The sequence below is a fragment of the Paenibacillus sp. p3-SID867 genome, assembly GCF_025142895.1.
Lineage (GTDB): Bacteria > Bacillota > Bacilli > Paenibacillales > Paenibacillaceae > Paenibacillus_AQ.
This window is the reverse complement of the sequence record NZ_JAMBDM010000008.1, coordinates 210,355-231,961: the sequence shown is the minus strand read 5'-3', so window position 1 is coordinate 231,961 and position 21,607 is coordinate 210,355. Positions and strand designations below refer to the sequence as shown.

Sequence of the window (21,607 nt, the reverse complement as noted above, 5' to 3'; positions counted from 1 at the left end):
GACTCCGAGTGAGAATAGGTTAGGTCCTTGATGGATCTGGCTTCAAGCTGGTGATTACTTCTTTTTGAGACTCCTTGTTTGATAACGCCGCGCATTCACGGAAAGCGAAATGTTTACAACCTAGACATTTATTCAAATCCAGTTGCAATAGCGCGAAGTTAAGTGCCTCACCGGTATGTCCAAAAAAATGTTCAGCCCCAATCAGCGTATACAACCCTGTTCTCTTCAATACATCCAAAGGCTGAGCTTGAATTCCGGATACAAGAATAATCCCGCCAAACTTCTCGAAATGTTTCACCAAACTGGACAGATTCGATTCACCTGTCGTATCCATAAAAGGTACTTTTCCCATGCGCAGCAGCAATACTTTCGGCCTAAGATGAATCGTATCCATAATGGACTTTTCAAACATGTTCGCGGCGCCGAAAAAGAGAGGGCCTTCGATGGTATAGATCCCGATTTGTGGACAATCGTGGCCTTCGGTTACCATGTGGGCTTTCACTTTTTCATGTTTAGCTGTTGGGTCAGGCAATACCTTGGAAACCAGTAAGCCATCACTCATTCGTTTCACAAACAGAATTACGGCCAAGATTAATCCGACTTCAACGGCAGTCGTTAAATTTGTAAAGACCGTAAGCAAAAAGGTAATGAGAAGGACAACGGAATCGCTCGTTTTGGTTTTTAAGACGTGAGCGAATTCTTTTCGTTCGCTCATGTTCCAAGCAACCAGCATCAGAATCGGTGCCATACTAGCAAGTGGGATCTCCGATGCATAAGGTGCAAACAAAATGAGCACCAGCAATACAACAATGCCATGTATAATACCCGACAGAGGTGAGACCGCACCGTTTTTGATATTGGTTGCTGTTCGTGCAATGGCTCCTGTCGCTGGAATGCCTCCAAAGAGAGGGGTTACCATATTGGCGACACCTTGCCCAATCAGCTCACGATTGCTGTTATGACGACTGCCGGTCATGCCGTCGGCAACAACCGCCGATAATAAAGATTCGATGCCGCCCAACATGGCAATAATAAAGGCGGGGCGAATCAAGTTTTCAATGCGATCCCAGGTTAGATCAGGGAAATGAAAATGGGGTAGGGTGCTTGGAATAGCTCCAAATGACGATCCAATCGTTGCAACTTCCCCTTTAAAGAATACGGTCGCCACTATAGTGGATACGACGAGCCCTACCAAGGAACCAGGGACCTTCGGTAGAAACTTCGGCGTTAGGAGGATGACAGCCAAGCAAACCACCGCTGTGATAACACTGTAGAGATTTGTAGTTGTGAGATGCATTACAATTTCCTTCATATTTGGTAGAAAATTCTCATGCTTCTCGATACCGCTCAAACCTAAAAAGTTGGCAATTTGTCCGCTGAAGATTATGACGGCAATTCCAGCGGTAAATCCGATGGTTACAGGGCGAGGAATAAATTTTATCAATGCACCGAGTTTAAATAGCCCCATGAGAACGAGAATAATTCCCGCCAAAAATCCCGCAAGCAATAAATTTTCGTATCCATATTCCATGACAATTGCGAAAAGGATCGGAATAAATGCACCGGTCGGTCCGCCAATTTGAAATTTAGAACCTCCGAACAAGGAAATACAGATACCGGCAACGATGGTGGTATAAATGCCATATTCCGGTTTTACACCAGCCGCAATAGCAAACGCCATCCCTAATGGAATGGCGATAATGCCAACAATGAGGCCTGAAATGAGATCCTTGCGGAATGCGGCTGCATGGTATCCTTCAAATCTTCCCATCCATTTCATCTGAACTACCTTCTATTCTTCATATATTTGATTATTTGAATATATATGAAATGTTACTCCTGTCATCGAATAATGTCAATCGTAATAATCTCGTGTCGCTTCGCATGTTTCCGGCTGCAAAACGAAAAAACAAGGTGATCCTTGATGTTGCTCATGGATACCCTTGTTTTTCAGTTTAAGATTCATTTCGAATGACCTCAAGTAATGAAATGGCATCAACGAGATGATTATCGAAGATCTGCTTTGTGACTGCGAGCAGGTCTTTAATCAACGGGTCACGTAACGAATAAATGACAGAAGTACCATCTTTTAAGCCCGTCACCACATTTTTATTTCGCAATACTGCCAACTGCTGAGAAACGGCTGAACCTTCTGATCCTAAAATACTCTGTATCTCATTTACGTTTTTATCTCCTTCACTCAGAACCTCCAGGATACGAATCCGCATGGGATGCGCCAGCGCCTTAAAAAAATCGGCTTTAAACTGTTGGATATTTTGATTCATGGCTAACGCCTCCTTAATCACTATACTTTTGAATATATGAATATCATAACACAACTTCACCCAAAAACATTCTGGAAAGAAGGGCATACCGGAGCATGGATTGTGATTTGGTTGCAACTCCTATATAATACACATTATATTCAAATATCTGATTATTTGATTAAAAGAACATAAGGAGTGGGTACGAATGCCGGACTCTACGAGTAATAACTCATCACATCAAGATTCGTCATCCTCTCACGAATTGACTACACCTTTCATGCAGGTAAGCAGACAAACCGTCATAACAATGGGGATTCATGCGTTACATGAGATTGGGTCCAATTCCATTTGTAACGTTTGTATCGCCAATGGAGGTTCCTGTTGTCAAGGGTGTCGACATCTTGTCAAAGGTATTGGATGCCAAAAACGAAATGCAAGTTGTACGGCATGGTTATGCGGGTTTTTAAAGTTCTTTTTGTATGAAACTGGTCTACTACGAGAATGGAATGACTTTTGGGAGCAAGTCCCGGGACAAGATTACCGTGAGGACTTTACGCCAGAGGTCTTTTATGTGACAAAGTCGTTATACCTTCCGGATCTTCGCAATTTGAGTGAGGCTCTTGCTACTGATCTTCATGAACTGGCTAAATCTCACATTGCGATCGGGTTTATCCTAACCCTACGGGAAAAAATCGATAAACAGATTGATCAACTCCACGAGTGTCAGCATAATCGGAAAAGGAAAACCAAAATAAAACGGAATATAAAAATGTTATCCAGTTCTTTCCACCGTTTTCAAAAAGAACTTCATGAATATCGACAAAAATTTCCGATTTCGTAGCAATTTCAATAAGGATGAAGGGTGGGAATATTGGTGTTTCATTCGCGTATTACAGCCATTGGAACGTATGTACCCCAACGAAAACTGACAAATGATGATTTGGAAAAGATGGTGGATACCAGTCATGAATGGATCGTACAGCGGACAGGCATTCATGAACGACGTATTGCTGAGCGAGACGAATTTACCAGCGATCTCTGTATAAGTGCAGTCAGGAATCTCGTCTCTCGGTATAACAAGACAATCGAGGATGTGGATTTTATTATTGTTTGCACCACTACACCAGATTTTCCTTTTCCTACAGTATCCTGCTTAATTGAAGCCCATTTTCAAATTCAAAACGCTGGTGCGATTGATATTAGTGCCGCTTGTGCTGGATTTACTTATGGACTTATCATGGCTCATGGCTTGATTGCTTCTGGATTGCATAGGAAGGTTCTGGTCATTGCCGGTGAAACGCTGTCCAAAATTACAGATTATTCGGATCGTACAACCTGCGTCTTGTTTGGCGATGCCGCCGGTGCCGTTCTCGTGGAAAGAGATGACCAGTTTGAGGGATTCGTCAGTCATCATGTTGGCTCCGATGGCACAGGTGGGGTCCATATTTATCGGACAGGGCTTGCCAATAGACTCGGCGAGCAAAAGTTGTGCGACAACAATTGCATTGTCCAAAACGGAAGGGAAGTATTCCGTTGGGTGATGCGAACAATACCCAATTCGATTCATCAATTGATGAACAAAAGCAGTCAGACAATAAACGATGTGGACTGGTTTATTCCCCATAGCGCGAATTTGCGACTGATTGAGCCGCTTTGTGAGAAACTGGAGTTCCCTATAGAACGTACGTTGCATAGTCTAACTCACTTCGGTAATACATCGTCTTCAACGATCCCCCTTTCACTCGATTTAGGGATTCGGAGTGGGAAAATCCGTGCGGGAGATAAAGCCTTACTGTATGGGTTTGGGGCTGGGCTCGTGCATGCGGGCGTCCTCGTAAGGTTACAGCTTGATCCTGTCGTTAACGAACCTCTTCCATTATAAATAACGATTATATGTAGCGGTGGCACCTTATGAAGGTGCCTCTTTGTTTTAGTGGGAATAAATCTTGCGAAGGGAGGGAACAGATAAGTTAAATATTCAAAAATTCAAATATTTATTGGAGGCCCTTGTTGTGTCATTAAAGAAGTCCCGCAGCCTGCTCTGTTTGGTTGTATGGATGTGTTTGCTGTCCAGCACAGGATGTCGTTCATTGAACCAGCCTGCTTTCAGCGAAAAGATAAAGCAGGAAATGAATCCTGTGCAAGCGATTCGTCTGTTGGAAGAAGGAAATCAACGATTTGTTACGGGGCATTTAGCAGAAAAACATGTCATTCGAAATCGGAGGCAGCTTATCTCCGAACAAAAACCGGTCGCTGTCATCATAAGCTGCTCCGATTCACGAGTAGCACCGGAAATTGTGTTCGATCAATCACTGGGGGATCTCTTTGTGATTCGCGTTGCTGGAAATATCGTGAATGATGATGTCATAGGAAGTGTCCAATATGCAGTGGATCATTTACACGTTCCGATTGTGTTAGTTTTAGGGCATGAGAACTGCGGCGCGGTTATTGAGGCATTACAAAGAAGGAGGCATCCAGCTTATTTACAATCCATTGTTAATAAGATTGAACCGGCTGCTGAAAAGGCGATATCCGCTGGCATATCCGAAAAAGACATAATTGACCGGGCTGTAATTGAAAATGTCAAAATGGTTGAGGATGAACTACTTGAATACCCGGCATTCAGGTCTCATTCTGGCTGTCGCGACCATTTGGATCGGAGATGGGTCCGCCAAATTTCTGGCTAAGGTACAGCCCGAAAAGTTGGCTGCCGCTGAATGGCATTTCGAAACCGGAAATCGGGTTTCTTTGATTGTAGGAGGTCATTTGAACCCGGACACGTTGGAAGTAACCGGTGCAATTGAAATCCCATGGGGGCTCAGCTTTCTCGCCACAGGCGATCCGAATGGAACCGTAGTGGGGTTGAACGATTTTCCAAGATCGGAATGGCCGCCGCTATATGTCCATTATTTGTTCGATTCGATGGTCGGCATCGGCTTTTATTTACTTGCTATTCCTGTTCTGTTCCTGACTATCAACAAAATAAAGCGCTGGAATGCCTATAATCGATGGCTCCTGACCGGGATTGTTGCAGGAGGGCCATTATCCCTTCTTGCCATTGAACTGGGATGGTTTTATGCCGAGGTGGGAAGACAACCCTGGATTATCAGAGGATATATGAAAGTTTCAGATGCGGTCACAACAAATCCCAACGTTGGTGTTACGTTTTGGCTTTTTGCCGCACTGTATGCGCTTCTCGGCGTCATTTGCTTATTCGTCCTTGGTCGATTGTTCCGAAACAAGCCTGCGGAAATGGAACTAGAGGAAAGGCGTATTATTTTGTAGAGGAGCATGGAGATGTCGTTGGAGCAGCTTGGAATTACGGTGCTTTGGGTGTTTTTGTACGGGTATTTGATCGTTGCTTCGATTGATTTCGGCGCTGGTTTTTATGCTTATTACGGCAGAGTCATCGGAATCGAGTCCGTTATTGGGCCGCTGATTTCCCGATATTTGTCTCCCGTCTGGGAAGTAACGAATGTGTTTCTGGTCTTTTTCTTCGTAGGTATTGTCGGTTTTTTTCCGGACACTGCTTACTACTATGGTACCGCTTTGTTAATCCCCGGAAGTATTGCGCTAATCTTGCTTGCGGTCCGAGGATCCTTCTACGCATTTACGAATTACGGGGCAAGAAAAAACAATCTTTACTTACTTGCTTACGGATCCACGGGATTACTGATTCCGGCTGCGCTGTCAACAGTTTTCACCATATCGGAAGGAGGTTTTTTGTCTTTTGAAGGCCACTCCGTCCACTTGTTGATGGAGGAGTTGTTTTTTAGTACCTATTCCTGGGCGGTGGTTCTGCTAGCCATTTCAAGCGTTCTATTTATAAGTTCTTCTTTCCTTACTTATTACGCGGCGCGTGCTGAAGATCGAAAGGCGCTGGAATGGCTTCGCCGGTTTGCACTCTGGGGAGGCATTCCGACCATCATCTCCAGCTTATTTACGTTTATGGCGTTGCGAAATCATAACCGAGACCATTTCCTAAACACATTGGATGTGTGGTGGATGTTTGGCTTGTCTTTTATTTGTTTTGCGATTGCGGTGTGGTTCATCTGGCGCAGGCATCGATATGGATGGGCGTTTATCTTGGTTATGGCCCAGTTCGCCTTTGCCTTTTTCGGTTACGGACAGTCACATCTCCCGTATCTTCTCTATCCCATCTTGACATTAACCGGCGGCGTGACCAATCCAGTGATGGGGCGTGCACTGGTTGCAGCATTCACGGCGGGGCTGCTGTTGTTGATACCGGCATTGATATTGCTGTTACGCTTGTTTTTATTCAATGCAGACTATGTAAAGGGGAAAATAAGATGAATCTTTTTGATCGACAAGACAAATGGCTCATGTGGTTATGTTTTGGAATTGCCTTTTTGCTTTTCTTATCGTCGGTTCGATATTTATTTTAACCGGCAAATATATAGGTTTGGCACTTTTTTTGTGCATTGTGCATAGAGCTCAGTTCCCTGCACGTCATGGGGCGATACGTCCGCTCAGCGATGCCACTCTCATCTTAAAGACAAGAGCACCGGGTTTTCCCTGTAACCATCGAAATACTCCTTTATAAGCAAGAAATTTCGCTTTGATTGTCATCCATAGTCATATGGGACTGCCGCTAGACATCAAGCTGGCTTCCCTGGTTTCAAGCATCTATATTTTGCTCAGTGCGCACAGCCATGACTGAATCAAGCGGCCAATTCGCAAGAACAGGCCTTCATTATTCAATCAGGGCCAGCGTTTCATTCGTCGGCCGAATCGATCGAATCGGGTCGACTCATCACCTTCGAGCATCGGCTGGTGCCCGTACTGGATACAGCACTCCTATGCTGCCATGGAAGCTGACAATTAAGGATTTGTATTGCATCATTCCCACCAACCCTGAGCTGTTTACAATGGAGCTCGAAGGCAGTGACTTGCTGCCCCCCTGCCCGTATCCATTGTGTGTAGAGAAAAATGAGCTTCCTCCGTCGATCGGGGAAGCTCATTTTTCAATCAATTGACCAGACTAGCCTTCCTGCTTTGAAGTTCATTCATACTTACTTTACCCCGTTTAGCGCTTTGTAATTGGCTAACGGCAGCTTTCACTTCGAAGACGTATACCGATCCAACAAGGCGAAGGCCCGCCGTCCCAGCCTTTTCTGTTCATCTAACTCAAGCGTTCAGTAGCAGTTGTATGGATGTGGCTCAGATGCTCTTATCAACACAAGCAGTCAAACGCTTCTCGATGTCGGAAGCAATGTTCATCAAGGCCTCATTCTCCACAAGTCCAATGAGAGCCGTTGGCTTCGGCATGCCGATCTTGGTCCTTTCATTCTCCACATACACAGCCAGTTTGCAGGGAAGGAAGTATCCGACCAACGCATTTTCGGACAAAACCCGCCTGGCCTCCACTGGGTTGCAGACCTCGAGAATCTGATACGGCATGTCGAATTCGACGCCTTTCTCGTTCAGCTTCGCCTTCATATCCAGTTGCCATAGGACGCCGAACTTCTCCGCCTTCAAATTTTCCGTCAGTGCTTCAACCGCCTGCTCAGGTGTTTTGGTAGTTTCAACTGTATAATGGAACATCGTTTACAACTCCCTTTACATCATTTCTGTACGACCAGAACGTAATGTGCGCCGGTGGGGTGATCCGTTTCCAGTATGGTAAAACCGGCTTGCTCAAACGAGTGTGTCAACTCCTCGGAGCCTATTCGATGGTGCAGCGGCGGCCCTTGATCCGTCTCCTGCTTTTCCCACTCTAGGCATGCACACCGGCCGCCTCTGCGAAGGACCCGGTGAATCTCAGACAAAGCCTGTTGAAGCGGCTCCGCTTCATGCAGGACCAGGGACGCGATGACACGATCCACCGACTCTTCCTCCAGAGGAATCTGCTCAAGCCGGCCTTCGATGGTCTGAATATTTTTTATCTGCTTCTGTTTCGTCTTGCTGCGAATAACCTCCAGCATCATGGGCTCGATATCCAAGGCAAGTATGGTCCCACTTGTTCGCTCTGAAACAGGGATGGAAAAATACCCCGTGCCAGCTCCAAGATCCAGAATAGTTGCTGACTCGTTCTCATTCAGGGCCAGCTTCTCTAGCAAAGATTCCGGGGGAAGAACAGCCTTACGTTCGGGACTGTCGAGTTTAGCCATATTTTCAGGATTAAAGCGACGCTCGTGCATGGGATTGTCCTCCATTCATTCACTAAAATACTTTAACCGTTTTTATCCTTGCCCTAAACCACGCTCACCACTCGTTTACTTGCTTGCCAGTTTACCTTTCCAAGCCCCGATGCCACCTTGCAGATGGGCGATCTCCTTATGGCCGTTCTTCAACAATATTTTTGCCGCACTTTTACTACGCATACCGCTGCGGCAATAGAGCAGCACGTCACGATCCTGGGGAATCTCGGAAAGCCTTCGGGACAATTGCGAAAGAGGAATATTCTTCGCATCGGCAATATATCCGCCTTTATATTCATTCGGTTCTCGGACATCGATCACCAGCGGTTTGCCGGGTTTGCCCATATGGCTCTTAAATTCCTCTGCGTTAAGGTTTCGGAGTCCTTTGGCCGGTTTAAAGCGCGAATATGCAAACCACACGACTAGCACAAGGATTCCGATATTAATGATTGTACCTGTGTCCAAAGATTCCACATCCTTTCGTATTCACTTGTTTGCCTGTCGGCTGAAAAAAATCCCCCTGCGCGGCACACAGCTGCCGGAAGCCGCGCTTATGCAGGATGCGGGCTGCTTTATTACTCTGATAGCAACTTGAGGACAAAATAATGACGGAGTCGTCGTTAGAGAGCTCTTTATGCCACACATAAGGCAGACGTCCGAGCGATATATTGATCGAGCCGGGAACATGCCCATGCAGATAGTCCGATGCATCCCTGACATCGAGTATTTTCACACTTGACTGATTTCGTGCTTTCTCCAATTCATGACAGGGCACATATTGGAAAGAAGGAACGGGCCAAAAGCCGCGCAGGACCCACAGGATCACGGCTCCGGCAAGAATATACAAGAGTGTTATCATATGAAGTCCTTTCTACAGTACTGCGACAGCTGAATAATGACACAGCTGCCGCAGACCATGGTTATTAGAGAGGCAAAACCTCATACAAGCTTTTCTGTCCAGGCGTTCAATCCGCCGGTCATATTTACGACGTCGAAGCCCTTCTCGCTTAGCAATTCACACGCAAGACCGCTGCGATTGCCGCTACGGCAGATGACGATCGTCTCTTTCGACGGATCAAGTTCTTTTAGCCGCTCGGTGAGCTGTCCAAGTGGAATGTGCTTGGCGCCTGCGACATGGCCGGATGCCCATTCGTCGGGCTCCCGGACATCAAGCAGGTTCAGCTTCTCGCCATTCTTTAACCTTGCGGCCACTTCTTGCGGCGTTGTTGCTTTCGGAATTTTGAATGCCATGTTTTTCACTCCCTCAGATTGTTAGTTGTTGTATTAGCGGCTCTTAACCAGAAGCTCCACAGCTTCTTTGACCATCTTTCCTGTATCGTTACCGGCAGCATGTTCCGCCATGATGCATTGCTGCAAATTTTCTGCAACGATCTGCGCGATAGCCTTGTCCGATGCGTTGCGAACGGCGGACAACTGTGCCACAACTTCTTTGCAGCTCTTTCCTTCCTCCATCAAACGCAGCACCCCGCGGACTTGTCCTTCGATTCTGCGCAGCCGGGTTTTGATTTCGTCCGTGTATTCGTAGTTCATGTCCAACAACTCCTTATACGAGTATGGGTATAGTATAAAGGAAAAAATTATAAGTTCATATACGCTTGTTCAAATGAATAAGTTTACCTTTCCGTTCGCGGCGTCACCCAGATATGCGGCTACTCCTGCATACTCCAGACCATCGATCAATTCTTCCTGTTTCAGACCGAGCAAGTCCATCGTCATCGTACAAGCGACTAACTTAACGCCTTGTTCTTGAGCCAGTTCAACCAGCTCGGGCAACGACAATGCTTTGTGCTTTTTCATCACATGCTTGATCATCTGGGGCCCGAGGCCGCCGAAGTTCATTTTTGACAAACCCAGCTTCTTCGCGCCGCGCGGCATCATCCATCCGAAAGCTTTTTCAAGAAGGCCTTTGTTTGTCTTTATCGGTTCGTCCCGGCGAAGCGCGTTTAATCCCCAGAACGTGAAGAAGATTGTCACCTCGTGATCATAAGCCGCCGCTCCATTCGCAATAATAAACGCCGCGATTGCTTTATCCAAATCGCCGCTGAAGAGCACGATTGTCGTTTTATCTTTTTCCAATTCCAACGTCACATACCTTCTCTCTCATAATATTTACTCATACCCCTATAGGTATATTAACGGACAATAATAAAGAATGCAACCCTTCTGCCGCGGCAAATGTTTGCAGATACGATTAATGCATTCACAAAATGGACGACCACACTTTAATGGCCGTAAGTGCGATCAGGACGACCAAACCATATCGAAGTACCTTTACATTGATTTTCGAACTGATCATCGTGCCGATCGGTGCTCCGATCAAACTGCCGATGACGGTATATACCGTCGCCCACAGAGGGATATCCCCGCCCGTGATTTTTCCGATGACGCCTCCAACGGCCGAAATAAAAACGATCGCGAGCGAGGATGCAATCGTTGTGCGCGTGGGAATTTTGAGCACGGTGAGCATAATGGGAATTAAGATAAACGCTCCGCCGGCCCCTACGATTCCAGAAACGATACCTACTACAAATGCCGCAGTAATGGCGATGATTTTGTTGAAACGGAGGTCATCCGTATCTTGTTGTGTCCCCCTGTTGGGTATTAGCATTAGCACGACCGCCAGTACCGCAAGGATGCCGTAAATCAGGTTGATGACATCTCCGTTCAACATACCCGAAACAAAGCCGCCGACCAGGCTGCCGACGAGGATGCTGCACCCCATATAAAGGACCAACTGTTTATTGACGACGCCCGTTCCGCCCTTTTTGCTTTTTTTCCGGAACGCGATAACACCAGCAAGTGAAGCGAAAAAGACCTGAAACATGCTGATGGAGGAAACTTCGTGGGCTGTAAAGTGTGCCGCACCGAAAAGGGATGGAATATACAGTAGGAGGGGATAATTAATAATTGCGCCACCAATACCAAGCAACCCTGAAAAGAAAGAGCCGACCAGACCGATGAGCACCATGACAATGAGCAGTAAGAAATCCATGACACCCTCCTGTCGTAAAGTTTTCTCTAATGCGTGACATCAAGTTGAATACAGGTTATAATTAAAACCAAGTAAACTTATCAGAAATAAGGTGATCCGATTGCTTCAACATTTAAAAAGCTTTTTCGAAGATAAATGCCCGGTGTGCAATCAAAGACTGCAAGCGAAAATCGATATGGCTTGCAGCACGAAAACTTGCCCCCATGGCCATTATACCGAAGAAAGTTACTGTTCCCTTGGCATCACTATCGTATATGACGAGGCGAAATAAGCGGGCCCTTCCGGGCCCTTCCGGGTCCCGCTTTTTTTATACTTTGCGAACGTAAAATTTATAAACGCCGTCTTCTTCGACGTGCTGAATGAGTTCGTGTTTCGTCTGTTTAACCCAGGCTTGAAAATCATTGACGGAGCCTTTGTCTGTAGACAGGACCTCCATAACTTGACCTTGTTGCAGACTATCCAAGGCTTTCTTCGCCTTAACGATCGGCATCGGGCAGGCCATACCTTTCGTATCTACCGTGATATCTGTATTCACTTTGATGTCCTCCTTTATTTATCATGAACCGCACAGCGGTTCGGACCAATTTCCATCTCGCGTTGCTCGTCTTCGTTCGGTGTAATCTTACCCATATTCGTTTGTCGAATCTCCTGATAGGCGTTCGGTTGAGGCGGCAAATTCACGGTTACCGTCCGCCGGAACGTCTCCTCGTCTTTAATGTTCAAGCCCGGATTGTCGCGGTAGAGATCTGACAATCGGGCCATGACGCGGCCGCCATCTCCAAGCTCCGTCACTTTGCCGAAGTGGGCAGGCAGTACGATCAAATCCTGAGCCAAGCCTTTGTAACGGTTGTACAAGGTGTTGCGAAGATCGCCGACCCAGTCCTCTGCTTTGCCGGCCAAGTCCGGGCGGCCGATCGATTCGATGAACAGGATGTCGCCCGTAAGCAGATATTGATCATCCACGATAAACGACGTGCTTCCGATGGTGTGACCCGGCGAGTATATAGGTTGAATTTTGATCTTGATATTCCCTACCGAGATCTCACGACCTTCTTCCAGTTTCTCATATTGGAACGTTACTTCTGTCGCGTCCTTGGGCGGCAGCCAGTACGTTGCACCTGTTTGCTCCGCCAATTTGCGCCCGCCGGAAATGTGGTCCGCGTGCAAGTGCGTGTCCAGCGTATGTTTAATGGCCGCTCCCTGTTCCTCAGCGAAGCGTTCGAATACATCCGTCATTCGGAGCGTATCGATTACAGCTGCTTCACCGCTGGAAATGACCATGTAGGAAAGACAGCCTTTTCCGATCCGCACGAACTGGTACAGGGAGCCCCCGTCTTTCAAATCTCCGATTTTCACCGGCTCCAAATGCTCGCTCCAAGATTTCATGCCGCCTTCCAGATAAGAGACGTTAGTTCTTCCTGCTCCAACCAATTGTTCTGCCACGAATTTGGACGAACCTTCCTTGGCGCATACCACAAGCAAAGGTTTGTCGCTTGGAATTTGGTCTAGCACTGGATCCACGCCGTCAAGCAAATCAAAATACGGAATGTTGATTATCTCGACGCTCTCTCCTTCCACTTTCCAATCGTCGAAGTCACTTTGATTGCGCACGTCGAGAATGAAGAGTTCTTTTTTGTTCAGAACGATTTTCGTCAGTTCTCCCGCTGTCATCGGGCGGAGTCCGGTTGCAGTAGTCAATGTTGATTCCCCCTTTGATGAATTAGAACGTCAAGGACACGTTTGCGTCCTTCGCGAAATCCAGGAATGTGACGGCGCCGCCGACTTCGATTCCTTCAATGAAATCCTCTTTCTTTAAGTTCATGACGTCCATCGTCATTTGGCAGGCGATGATTTTCACGCCCATTTCCTGCGCCATATTCACCAGTTCCGGGATGGAAGGAATGTTGGCGTTCTTGAAGCCTTCCGCAAAATATTCTTTGCCTGCCGGCAGCGGAAGCTGGTGATGGACCTGCTTGTGAATCAGGTTCAGTCCTTCGAAGGTGAAAAAGATGGCTACCTCCGCGTCGGTTGCTGCAGATGCCGTCGCGATGTTGAAAACCTTATAGGCATCGAACATTCCACCATTGCTTGCGATAATCGCTACTTTCGTGCTCATTTTAAACGACCTCCTTGGTCCATGATTAGATTTGAAAGTTCTTTTCTATCGGTCCGGACCACCCAGACATGCCGGGCTCCACGTTTTTTACGTTCTTGAAACCCTTCTCGGACAGCAACTGGCAAGCCAGATCACTGCGCGTGCCGGTACGGCATACAACATGAATATCATCTTCGGTATTCAGCTCGCCTAGGCGCTCTTCCAGTTCCCCAAGCGGAATGGAGACGGCGCCAGGAATCCGGTTAAACGCATATTCGGCAGGCTCGCGAACATCGAGAACGGTTACGCTGCCCAGCTTTTTCTCCAGCTCATCATTGGTCACGGTGTGAGGATATTTTTTCTCTTCCTTGATCTCATCCGCGCTCGATTTACGGATAAAGTGCTTAAGCACATCGCCATTCTGAATCGTGCCCAAATAGTGATGGCCGGTATTCTTGGCCCAGCCCTGAATGTCCGCCAGTGAACCTTTATCGGTTGCCTGAACCTCGATGACCTGCCCGGAATGCAACTGATCCATCGCTTTCTTGGTTTTGACGATAGGCATGGGACAGGCCAAACCTTTGCAATCGAGCGTCTGATCTGCTTTGATTTCTGAATGTGCAGTCAAATCGTAACCCTCCTATATTGGTGTTTTGCCGGGGCTTACATATCCTGTACGAGTTTACCCTACGGATTCACATAATATAATTACTCATACCCCTATAGGTATATTACATCCTAAAGAAAGGCATTGTCAACAGGGGAGAATAGTTAACTTCAGGGTTATGACTGTGAGTCCCCGCTGACTATCCACTTTATATTTACACTCTTGATCCCATATGGCGCTAAGGTATGTTCCAATACAATCTTCATCTTTTCCTGATCCAATTCTGCTTCCGAAGGATGAACTAGAATCGTCACCTCGCCAATCCCTTGTTCAAAATGCACCCCTTCCAGAGCAGAAGACGGCGGAAACGGGTTATCATATTTATCAATACGAGTATTTAACAGTTGCCCAATAGCTGTAATTCGAGGTGCCTTAATGGACGTTTTATTCACATAGAAAGTCTCGACTGGCACTGCCATACCGTTCTGATATAAATAAATAACATAGGTTTCTGTAATTTCCTGGTTCTCAGGAAGATCGTCTGATGACCGCAACGATTTGTTATTGACTTGTCCGATGATTCGGAGCGTTTCCTCTGTCTCTTTGAAGCCCTCGAACCGATATAACTCTTGGTTGCTTGCGTCTACAAGAAGCGTAGTCGGATTTGTCTTGATCCGGTAATGGTTCGCGAGGTCGGGATGAACATCCACATGTACGACTTCATAAGAAAGTTCATCCTGACATATTTGAACTTCGCGAAGCACATTGTTCATAGATCTGCCTAATGGGCACGCCGACAACGTAAACAACATCATTTTTTTAACGGGCAAATTCATGTTGAACACCTCTTTTCCATTATTTGATTTTGGAAACAGCTTCTTTCATGGTGTCATAATTGATAGCTCCTTGATATTTCTCGCGAATAACTCCGCTGGAGTCTAACAGATACGTAGTTGGATACGCGACGACCTGATACGTCTGCATGATCGTTCCTTCCGAATCTAATAAGATAGGAAATGTCAAGCCATAGTCTTTAACAAATGACATAACTTTGTCCGTTTTCTCCTCCGTCGGTGTTAAATTAGCCCCTAAAATGACGACGTCTTGTTGGTTATAGTCTTCATAAAACCGCTGCATATGGGGCATCTCTACTCTGCAAGGCGGACACCAGGTTGCCCAGAAATTAATAAGTACTGTTTTTCCTTTATAATCGGATAGCTTGACAGGATTGCCTTGCAAATCATTCAAGGTAAAATCCGGCGCCTGTTGTCCCTTTTGAATGCCCACTTTAATATTCTGGCCTGCGGATTCCCTGACAGAAGTCCCTTCAGACGATTTTTTTTCATAATAATCATAAGCCCCATAAGCAACAAGCATAACGAGGGCAATGATGGCAATCACACTTTTCTTCATCTCTATTGATCCCCCTTGTTAGAATGTAATGTCCCAAAATGTATATTGAGAAAGCCAAGCACTGATCTTTTGCAATTGGCCGGTAAATAGCAGCAGTCCCATTCCAATAAGAAGCCAACCGTTAATTTTCGACAGAAGAGGCATCCATCGATTCATTTTTTTCATCATGCTCATCGAATACGTCAACAACCACGAAATCAATAGAAAAGGAACTCCCAACCCAAACGAATACACGGCCAGCATCCCTATTCCGTTCCACAGTGTCTCCGTAGATCCGGCCAGAAGCAAAATAGACGATAACGCCAACCCAACGCATGGACTCCAACCTGCTCCAAACGCCACACCAGTAAGAAGCGAACGGATTATGCCGCGGCTCGCAGTTGGTTTGGTTTGCCACGTTCTACCGGACATCAGCAGACGAAAATTTAGAAATCCGGCCATTTGCAGACCAAACACAACAATCAACAGACCGCTTATTCTTTGTACCAGCTCGCGTTCTTGCGCGAAGAAGCGTCCAATGAAGCTTGCAGACGCACCCATCGTAATAAAAATCAGACTAAACCCCACGATAAAACTAAACGCCTGAAGGCTCAGATTCCACCGATTCACGACAAGTTTGCCATCTTGAAAGGTAGAGCCTGTTAAATGGGAAATATAAGCGGGGATAAGCGGAAATACGCAAGGGGATAAAAAAGAAAGCATCCCCGCTGCAAAGGCTACCAGGATTGTAAGATTATCCATGAGGACCTCCTTTCTGTTGCTTTTCATCCAACCAGGACCATCCTGTTAAACACGCGGCAGCCAATAGAAAAATGATCTGCTGTTTACTGAAGGACAACAACCATACCGGACGATCGGCAACCAGAAACGAAAGCAACACATTTCCGATCGAAAACCAAACGGCATGGTTTAATCCACTTCCCGAATCGGATCCTTTTTGAGAAACCAATAATGAGATCAGGAGAAGAACAGTCATTCCAGCGTTTGCTGTATGATACAAGGAAGACTCCTCGCCTGTAATAAGCAACAACAAGTGATAGACCAACCAGCCCGATAAAGTAAACCAAATCCCCATATCGATCCACATTTTGACGCTTAAATTTTGTTTCGAATTTCTGTACCAGATATAGGAAGCCGTAACCAGACTTGCTATCCATCTTCCGCGTTCCCCACCATCAAAATAAAGTAAAGACATGGGTTGTGTGATCACATCTATGGGATAAAAGATCAGAAAGCTTCCTTTCCAAACGAGCAACCACAGCCAGAATGCATTCGCTGCATCGGACAAGTATATCCGACGCTCCAAGCTGCCTCTAAGCCGATACTGCAGCATCAACCAGCCTCCCGCTCCATAACTCAGATAAAGAATCAGTTGCCCATTTAGAACGAAAGATCCGATCTGTATATTTTGCAATTCTCTTCACCTCCTTCTCACGTAAAGCCTAATCTTCTTCTTTAAAGAAATGATAAAGCTCTCCATTGGGGGAAATTACCTCCAAGTCCAACTAACCTCCTGTGATAGGCTTTGCTTAAACCGTTAGCGCATCCTTTTCGCTACGGTAAATTACAAAACTACAGGAGGTATTACAATGCTGAAGAAAAAAATGACCTTGTCTTTACTCGCTTCTGCTCTAATTTGTGGCTCAATTATAGCGGGACAACCTACGGTTTCGGCCGCGGGTCAAGAAGGAATCATCGAAAAAAGTGTTAACTTTCGTGAGAAGCCTTCCCTAAGCGGTGACCGCATTCGTTATCTAAAAGCCGGTGAACATGTCGATATATTGGAACAAGTAAATCAGTATTGGTTTAAAATCAAGGACCTGCGTGGTCAAACTGGGTACGTAACCACTCAAAGTCAGTTCATAAAAACGAATGGTTCCGTTACGGACAAGCCTGCTGAACCGGTATCTGGGACGCCCAAGAGCATTATTGACGCGGGTATGAAGTACTTGGGAACGCCTTATGTATTCGGTTCAAGCCGTTCCAATACCCAAACGTTCGATTGTTCTGATTTCGTCAGACAAGCCTTTAAAGATGGAGCCGGAGTTATTCTTCCAGGGAATTCAAGAACCCAGGCTGCTTATGTAAAGAAAATTGGAGCTACTACGACAAACTGGAGGGAGCTGCATCCTGGAGATATTATGTTCTTTATGTCCTACGAGGGGAGTAAAAGTAGTGACTACTCCGGAATCAATAAATCCTCGCAGCGAATTACCCATAATGGAATCTATCTAGGAAATGGGAAAATTCTGCATACGTATTCCGAGAAATCGGGCGGGGTTCGAATCGATCAAATTGAAGGGAAGCATTGGGAGTACCGATTTGTATTTGGCGGAAGCGCTATAAAATAGATGTGTAAGGAAGGGATGCTATTGTCCCTTCCTTTTCAAACTATCAGAATTGGAAATTTGAAGCATCTTCCTTCTCACGATTTCAGGTTCCAGTTCTATACCTGCACATAGCACTTCAAACCAAGCCGTATTCAAAAAAGCAAGCGCTTCTTGTCGGTTTTGAAAATTCTTCCCTCCTTTCTTTGGTCTGGGGGATATATCCAAATAGGTCAATATCAATATTTCACAGATCAAAGTCCGATATCCTTCATTCATCTTAAACGACCTCCTAAGCACCGTGCTTCAATACTATCGGAGGGGTGTTAAGTTTTAATAAAGCTAGGTTTGGCAATGATTGGTTTGCCTATACTACTATGTAGGTATGAATCACTTGCAGAGAAGAGGAGAGAAGATGGAACTTACCATAATTCAGCAAAACGATACGCATGGTTGTTTGGATGCCCATCCTGAATTTTTTTGGCATGATACACAACCTTCGTATATGACATGTGGAGGGTTTTCGCGCATACATCGATATGTAACAGAACTAAAAAAAAGACGTCCCCATGTCCTTTTTGTCGACGGAGGCGATTTGTTTCATGGCACAGCTCCTCTTGTATTGTCCAAAGGAGAAGCCATTATCCCATTATTGAAAATGATGCCGCTTGACGCATTCGTTCCAGGAAATTGGGATTATGCGTATGGCCCATCACAGTTGTTTGCTCTCTTGGATCAGGTTTCTTTTCCGGCCCTGGCAATGAATATGAAATCTTCATCCGCTGCCGCCCCGCTTAAGACGCAGTGGATTAAAGAAATGGGCGGAATTCGTATAGGTATGACGGGATGGACCTACTCATTTGTAGATCAAACGATGCCACCTGCTTTTTCCGAGGGATTGTCTTTCTCACTTGATCTAGCTGAGATGAGCCGGAACATACGAAAATTACGGGTGGAAGATAAGTGTGATCTCGTAATCGTATTGAGCCATATGGGACTGCCCCTGGACGTGAAAGCCGCTTCCAATATCGAAGGAATCGATATTATTTTAAGCGGTCACAGTCATGATCGACTTACCCATCCCATTAGACAAAATGGAACATGGATTATTCAATCCGGAGCCAGTTCTTCGTTTCTTGGGCAGTTTGAACTGAATTTTGAATCCGGCATGATAACGAAGGTTCAACATCGTCTTATTCCGCTATTTGCACATGAATTCGAAGAAGATCCGGAAATCTCCAAATTAATTGTTGAAATTAACGAAAGGCATGAAACGCATTTAAGTGAGATCATTGGGGAACTACAGACACCGCTGCATCGCATGTTCCTCAATGAAACGCCAATGGATCGACTAATTACCGATGCTTATCTCCATTCTGTCGAAGCCGATATTGCTTTATCACATGGTTGGAGATACGGAGCCCCTATTCTGCCAGGTCTCGTAACCTTGCGGGACTTATATCAAATCATTCCGACAAATCCAGAGCTTTTCACCGTAGAACTGGATGGCAAACAGATTCTGGAGGCTTTTGAATCTAATCTGGAACAGGTCTTCTCCCCTGATCCTTTCCACCAAAAAGGGGGATATGTCATGCGGGCAAGCGGCATCACAATGGCTTACAAACCTTATAATCCGCCTGGCCATCGAATTGAACATTTTCTTATCCAAGGAAAACCATTGAAGCTAGGAACCACCTATCGAATTGTGAGCGCAGGTGAACAAATTCTATACCACTATGATCCACTTAAGAAGAAGCTAGGGATCCATGCTCACGATGTGATTACACAGTATTTTAAGTCTTACAAGAAAATTGAAATCAGTGATACACCCAAAATTTTTTGCATATAGCAAAACAAACCGGTGCAATCCATGCCGGTCTGTTTTGTTATTTCAAATTTTTTTTCGAGTTGCGAGGCAGTGTTACCCAAAACGAATGTTTATTATTCTCCGACTCCAGTCCCACTCTGCCTCCATGCTTCTTCACAATTTCTTTTACAATAGCCAAACCAAGCCCGCTTCCTTTTGCTTTCTCTCCGCGATGTCTCGATGGATCCGCTTGAAAAAAACGTTCAAATACAAATCCGCGCACCTCTTCAGGTATTGGCTCGCCAACATTACTGACGGTGATTCGATACTGAAGAGGTTCGATAACCCCGATCACCCAAATCATCCGTCCCGTATTATAGCTTATCGCATTCTGTATCAGATTGTTTAACACCTGTCTTAATCCGCCTTCGTCACCGATGACAACGTCTTGTGAAACAGATACTTCCAACTCCATATTGTTGCTTTGAAGTTCCCATTGAAAAGACTGCGTGCACCGAGTAATCAGGTCATCGATTTGTATATTGCTGTAAGTCATGCTTGCAGCTTGTCGATCCTCCCATACAGAAAGCTGATGCAACTGCTCCACAAGCCGGGTAATATGCTGAGACTCTTCCAGCAGTGACAGATACAAGTCTTTATCCCCGACAATCACACCGCTGCTTAATGCCTCCAGGTAGCCGTTTAGATTGCTAAGAGGTGTTCGTAAATCGTGAGATATGTTGCTTAGCATCCTTTTGCGATTTTCTTCAGTCTGCTTTAAAGTCTGAGTCAAATCGTTAAAATACTGAGTCAATTGGCCAATTTCATCCACTGACGATACTTTAATGGGCTCTGGGTATGATCCGTCCATTAGCTGCCGTGTCAATTGGGTCAAACGTTTTAAAGGAGAAAGTATTTTCTTGATAAACACAAAATGGATGAGCGCGGCAACAACGATTGCTAGCAAACTTGCCCGAATCAGATAAAAATGCATGGTTCTGTTAAAGAAAATGTTCTTATCTTCACCGACAAGTCGATACTTTTCTACAAGAACACAAGCAAAATCCTTGACTGAAACACCTACTAGCCAGATGACAATGAGCATGACCAGAACGTTAACCGCAATTAATTTCCAAGTTATATGCTGCTTCCATGTACTAAACTGCTTAATTTGCGACAAAGCGATACCCCATTCCACGGATCGTTTCAAAAAAACACGGGACATCGCTCGATGTCTCGATCTTTTCCCTTAGCTTTCCCACATGAACATCTACCGTGCGGTCGATCACATTTTTCTCTTCGTTCGGATAAAGCTCGCATAAAATTTGCTCACGCGATAAGATTTGATTGGGATGTCTCATAAAAAAGTACAACAGTTTAAACTCATGCTGAGTAAGAGGGACAATGTTCCCGTTATATTTGACTTCTCCACGCAAAGGTTTTATTGTCAATCCTTTAAAACTAATTTTGCTGCATCGATTTGATGTTCGTCGAAGTACAGTATTCACCCGTGTGACCACTTCTTGAGGGCTGAAAGGCTTTGTTACATAATCATCAGCACCCATTTGAAGTCCTTCAATCCGCTCTGATTCCGTAATTTTGGCCGTCAACATAATAATGGGAATATCACTTTTGAGTTCGCAGCGAATCCACGTGCATAATTCTTCACCGCTTAGCTTCGGCATCATCAGGTCTGTAATGACGAAACAAGGATCATGCTTTTGAAAAGCCTCCTTTCCTTCTTCTCCATTTTCAGCCTCTAATACTTCGTACCCTTCTCTTTCCAGATATAGTTTAAGCAGCTTTCTTATTTTCGGATCATCTTCGATGATCAATATGTTTTTTCCCAGCATGCGTTCCCCTCCCTAGAGTAGGTTTTCATTTTATAAGGATAGTTTAAAGAAACGTTAAAGTTCA

At 45.4% G+C, this 21,607-nt stretch carries 27 protein-coding genes; 6 read left to right on the top strand and 21 right to left on the bottom strand.

All coding sequences use genetic code 11. The features are described 5' to 3' along the window. Nucleotides 1-19: 19 nt before the first annotated feature. Together M4D81_RS18025 and M4D81_RS18020 are read right to left on the bottom strand one after the other, a co-directional pair. Nucleotides 20-1,780 (bottom strand): SulP family inorganic anion transporter, encoded by a 1,761-nt coding sequence (locus M4D81_RS18025; RefSeq protein WP_169284762.1) that lies wholly within the window; start codon nucleotides 1,778-1,780, stop codon nucleotides 20-22. A gap of 175 nt (nucleotides 1,781-1,955) precedes the next feature. Then, nucleotides 1,956-2,285, bottom strand: coding sequence for an ArsR/SmtB family transcription factor (locus M4D81_RS18020; RefSeq protein WP_036684721.1), 330 nt, complete (start codon nucleotides 2,283-2,285; stop codon nucleotides 1,956-1,958). Between the two features lie 853 nt (nucleotides 2,286-3,138). On the opposite strand from M4D81_RS18020, the gene M4D81_RS18015 reads away from it, so the two are divergent. The 4 genes from M4D81_RS18015 to M4D81_RS18000 all read left to right on the top strand — a co-directional run bounded on the left by M4D81_RS18015 (nucleotide 3,139) and on the right by M4D81_RS18000 (nucleotide 6,581). Next, complete coding sequence (locus M4D81_RS18015) at nucleotides 3,139-4,149, top strand: ketoacyl-ACP synthase III (protein ID WP_169284805.1); 1,011 nt, start codon at nucleotides 3,139-3,141, stop codon at nucleotides 4,147-4,149. 130 nt (nucleotides 4,150-4,279) lie between these two features. Beyond that, nucleotides 4,280-4,954 (top strand): carbonic anhydrase, encoded by a 675-nt coding sequence (locus M4D81_RS18010; protein ID WP_169284763.1) that lies wholly within the window; start codon nucleotides 4,280-4,282, stop codon nucleotides 4,952-4,954. Further along, nucleotides 4,875-5,552 (top strand): cytochrome ubiquinol oxidase subunit I, encoded by a 678-nt coding sequence (locus tag M4D81_RS18005; RefSeq protein WP_248551623.1) that lies wholly within the window; start codon nucleotides 4,875-4,877, stop codon nucleotides 5,550-5,552. The genes M4D81_RS18010 and M4D81_RS18005 overlap by 80 nt, the downstream gene beginning before the upstream one ends. 12 nt (nucleotides 5,553-5,564) lie before the next feature. Beyond that, nucleotides 5,565-6,581 (top strand): cytochrome d ubiquinol oxidase subunit II, encoded by a 1,017-nt coding sequence (locus tag M4D81_RS18000; protein ID WP_049868173.1) that lies wholly within the window; start codon nucleotides 5,565-5,567, stop codon nucleotides 6,579-6,581. Between the two features lie 867 nt (nucleotides 6,582-7,448). On the opposite strand, the gene M4D81_RS17995 is transcribed toward M4D81_RS18000, so the two are convergent. The 16 genes from M4D81_RS17995 to M4D81_RS17920 form a co-directional block, all read right to left on the bottom strand. Further along, entirely contained in the window at nucleotides 7,449-7,832 is a 384-nt protein-coding gene (locus tag M4D81_RS17995) for a DUF302 domain-containing protein (protein ID WP_049868174.1), read from the bottom strand. 20 nt (nucleotides 7,833-7,852) lie between these two features. Next, a complete protein-coding gene (locus tag M4D81_RS17990) occupies nucleotides 7,853-8,428 on the bottom strand; it encodes a class I SAM-dependent methyltransferase (RefSeq protein ID WP_169284765.1) in 576 nt (191 codons plus the stop codon). Nucleotides 8,429-8,503: 75 nt separating this feature from the next. Beyond that, nucleotides 8,504-8,902 carry a rhodanese-like domain-containing protein gene (locus M4D81_RS17985; protein ID WP_310735628.1) on the bottom strand — a complete coding sequence of 133 codons (399 nt, stop codon included), beginning with the start codon at nucleotides 8,900-8,902 and terminating at the stop codon, nucleotides 8,504-8,506. Beyond that, entirely contained in the window at nucleotides 8,871-9,287 is a 417-nt protein-coding gene (locus tag M4D81_RS17980; RefSeq protein WP_084781442.1) for a rhodanese-like domain-containing protein, read from the bottom strand. The genes M4D81_RS17985 and M4D81_RS17980 overlap by 32 nt, the downstream gene beginning before the upstream one ends. 80 nt (nucleotides 9,288-9,367) lie before the next feature. Continuing rightward, nucleotides 9,368-9,679: a rhodanese-like domain-containing protein gene (locus M4D81_RS17975; protein WP_049868177.1), complete on the bottom strand. Its 312-nt coding sequence runs from the start codon at nucleotides 9,677-9,679 to the stop codon at nucleotides 9,368-9,370. A 33-nt stretch (nucleotides 9,680-9,712) separates the two neighbouring features. Continuing rightward, a complete protein-coding gene (locus M4D81_RS17970) occupies nucleotides 9,713-9,979 on the bottom strand; it encodes a metal-sensitive transcriptional regulator (protein ID WP_049868178.1) in 267 nt (88 codons plus the stop codon). 69 nt (nucleotides 9,980-10,048) lie between these two features. After that, complete coding sequence (locus tag M4D81_RS17965) at nucleotides 10,049-10,525, bottom strand: DsrE/DsrF/DrsH-like family protein (protein WP_372490924.1); 477 nt, start codon at nucleotides 10,523-10,525, stop codon at nucleotides 10,049-10,051. Between the two features lie 124 nt (nucleotides 10,526-10,649). Further along, on the bottom strand, nucleotides 10,650-11,441 hold the full coding sequence (locus M4D81_RS17960; RefSeq protein WP_169284766.1) for a sulfite exporter TauE/SafE family protein: 792 nt from the start codon (nucleotides 11,439-11,441) through the stop codon (nucleotides 10,650-10,652). 307 nt (nucleotides 11,442-11,748) lie between these two features. Then, nucleotides 11,749-11,976 (bottom strand): sulfurtransferase TusA family protein, encoded by a 228-nt coding sequence (locus M4D81_RS17955; RefSeq protein ID WP_084781444.1) that lies wholly within the window; start codon nucleotides 11,974-11,976, stop codon nucleotides 11,749-11,751. Nucleotides 11,977-11,990: 14 nt separating this feature from the next. Continuing rightward, nucleotides 11,991-13,112: an MBL fold metallo-hydrolase gene (locus M4D81_RS17950; RefSeq protein ID WP_049869724.1), complete on the bottom strand. Its 1,122-nt coding sequence runs from the start codon at nucleotides 13,110-13,112 to the stop codon at nucleotides 11,991-11,993. A gap of 49 nt (nucleotides 13,113-13,161) precedes the next feature. After that, nucleotides 13,162-13,557, bottom strand: coding sequence for a DsrE/DsrF/DrsH-like family protein (locus M4D81_RS17945; protein WP_049868181.1), 396 nt, complete (start codon nucleotides 13,555-13,557; stop codon nucleotides 13,162-13,164). 25 nt (nucleotides 13,558-13,582) lie between these two features. Beyond that, entirely contained in the window at nucleotides 13,583-14,164 is a 582-nt protein-coding gene (locus M4D81_RS17940; RefSeq protein WP_084781446.1) for a sulfurtransferase TusA family protein, read from the bottom strand. 155 nt (nucleotides 14,165-14,319) lie between these two features. After that, complete coding sequence (locus M4D81_RS17935; RefSeq protein ID WP_049868182.1) at nucleotides 14,320-14,979, bottom strand: thioredoxin domain-containing protein; 660 nt, start codon at nucleotides 14,977-14,979, stop codon at nucleotides 14,320-14,322. 19 nt (nucleotides 14,980-14,998) lie between these two features. Further along, nucleotides 14,999-15,556, bottom strand: a complete 558-nt coding sequence (locus M4D81_RS17930; RefSeq protein WP_169284767.1) for a TlpA family protein disulfide reductase — start codon at nucleotides 15,554-15,556, stop codon at nucleotides 14,999-15,001. Between the two features lie 18 nt (nucleotides 15,557-15,574). After that, nucleotides 15,575-16,297 (bottom strand): cytochrome c biogenesis CcdA family protein, encoded by a 723-nt coding sequence (locus M4D81_RS17925; RefSeq protein ID WP_049868184.1) that lies wholly within the window; start codon nucleotides 16,295-16,297, stop codon nucleotides 15,575-15,577. Continuing rightward, the gene (locus M4D81_RS17920; RefSeq protein WP_260067526.1) at nucleotides 16,290-16,844 is read right to left on the bottom strand and encodes a hypothetical protein; all 555 of its coding nucleotides are present in this window, start codon (nucleotides 16,842-16,844) and stop codon (nucleotides 16,290-16,292) included. The genes M4D81_RS17925 and M4D81_RS17920 overlap by 8 nt, the downstream gene beginning before the upstream one ends. A gap of 301 nt (nucleotides 16,845-17,145) precedes the next feature. Between M4D81_RS17920 and M4D81_RS17915 the strand changes: the two genes are divergently transcribed. Then, nucleotides 17,146-17,907, top strand: a complete 762-nt coding sequence (locus M4D81_RS17915; RefSeq protein WP_248551621.1) for a C40 family peptidase — start codon at nucleotides 17,146-17,148, stop codon at nucleotides 17,905-17,907. Nucleotides 17,908-17,925: 18 nt separating this feature from the next. Here the strand turns inward: M4D81_RS17915 and M4D81_RS17910 are convergent, their stop codons facing one another. Further along, nucleotides 17,926-18,162: a hypothetical protein gene (locus tag M4D81_RS17910; RefSeq protein ID WP_169284769.1), complete on the bottom strand. Its 237-nt coding sequence runs from the start codon at nucleotides 18,160-18,162 to the stop codon at nucleotides 17,926-17,928. Between the two features lie 136 nt (nucleotides 18,163-18,298). On the opposite strand from M4D81_RS17910, the gene M4D81_RS17905 reads away from it, so the two are divergent. Beyond that, on the top strand, nucleotides 18,299-19,732 hold the full coding sequence (locus M4D81_RS17905) for a bifunctional metallophosphatase/5'-nucleotidase (RefSeq protein WP_169284770.1): 1,434 nt from the start codon (nucleotides 18,299-18,301) through the stop codon (nucleotides 19,730-19,732). Nucleotides 19,733-19,769: 37 nt separating this feature from the next. On the opposite strand, the gene M4D81_RS17900 is transcribed toward M4D81_RS17905, so the two are convergent. Together M4D81_RS17900 and M4D81_RS17895 are read right to left on the bottom strand one after the other, a co-directional pair. Then, the gene (locus M4D81_RS17900) at nucleotides 19,770-20,870 is read right to left on the bottom strand and encodes a sensor histidine kinase (protein ID WP_169284771.1); all 1,101 of its coding nucleotides are present in this window, start codon (nucleotides 20,868-20,870) and stop codon (nucleotides 19,770-19,772) included. Continuing rightward, entirely contained in the window at nucleotides 20,857-21,543 is a 687-nt protein-coding gene (locus tag M4D81_RS17895; RefSeq protein ID WP_049868189.1) for a response regulator transcription factor, read from the bottom strand. Before M4D81_RS17895 ends, M4D81_RS17900 begins: the two co-directional genes overlap by 14 nt. Nucleotides 21,544-21,607: the final 64 nt, after the last annotated feature.